The 387-nt window shown below is 57.4% G+C and carries 1 protein-coding gene; it reads left to right on the forward strand.

Going from position 1 to position 387, the window contains the following annotated elements; genetic code table 11:
• Positions 1–387 (forward strand): hypothetical protein (locus JWG43_RS19265; protein WP_205244504.1); only part of this gene is annotated, 387 nt, incomplete at both ends.

Consider the following 387-nt stretch of genomic DNA (forward strand, 5'->3'; position numbering starts at 1 on the left):
TGATGAAAGAGTTCAAGCGCTTGCAGACCATGGGTGCGGACATGTCGCAATTCCAGAACATCCTGCGCAAGGAGAACATGTTCTCCCGCATGGCCGGCATGAGCCATAGTGACATGGTAAACACCTACGGTCAGCAGGGGGCTTTCCTGTTTTCCTCCATGGGCCTGAACAACTACCAAGGGTCCATACAGGCCATGGGCAATGCGGCCATGATCACGCAGGCGCAGCGCATGGGCCTTATCAATCCGGCCATGGTCGCCCGACATGGCGGTGTATCAGGCATGGTCCAGACCATGACACAGCAGGACGCCCAGGCCCAGAACAAAATCCAGGACCTGCTGTTGTCCTATCTGGCGAACGATTCCATGACCGGGCTCGACCGGAACG

This window comes from Desulfobulbus alkaliphilus (assembly GCF_016918545.1).
In the GTDB taxonomy this organism is placed as follows: Bacteria; Desulfobacterota; Desulfobulbia; order Desulfobulbales; family Desulfobulbaceae; genus Desulfobulbus; species Desulfobulbus alkaliphilus.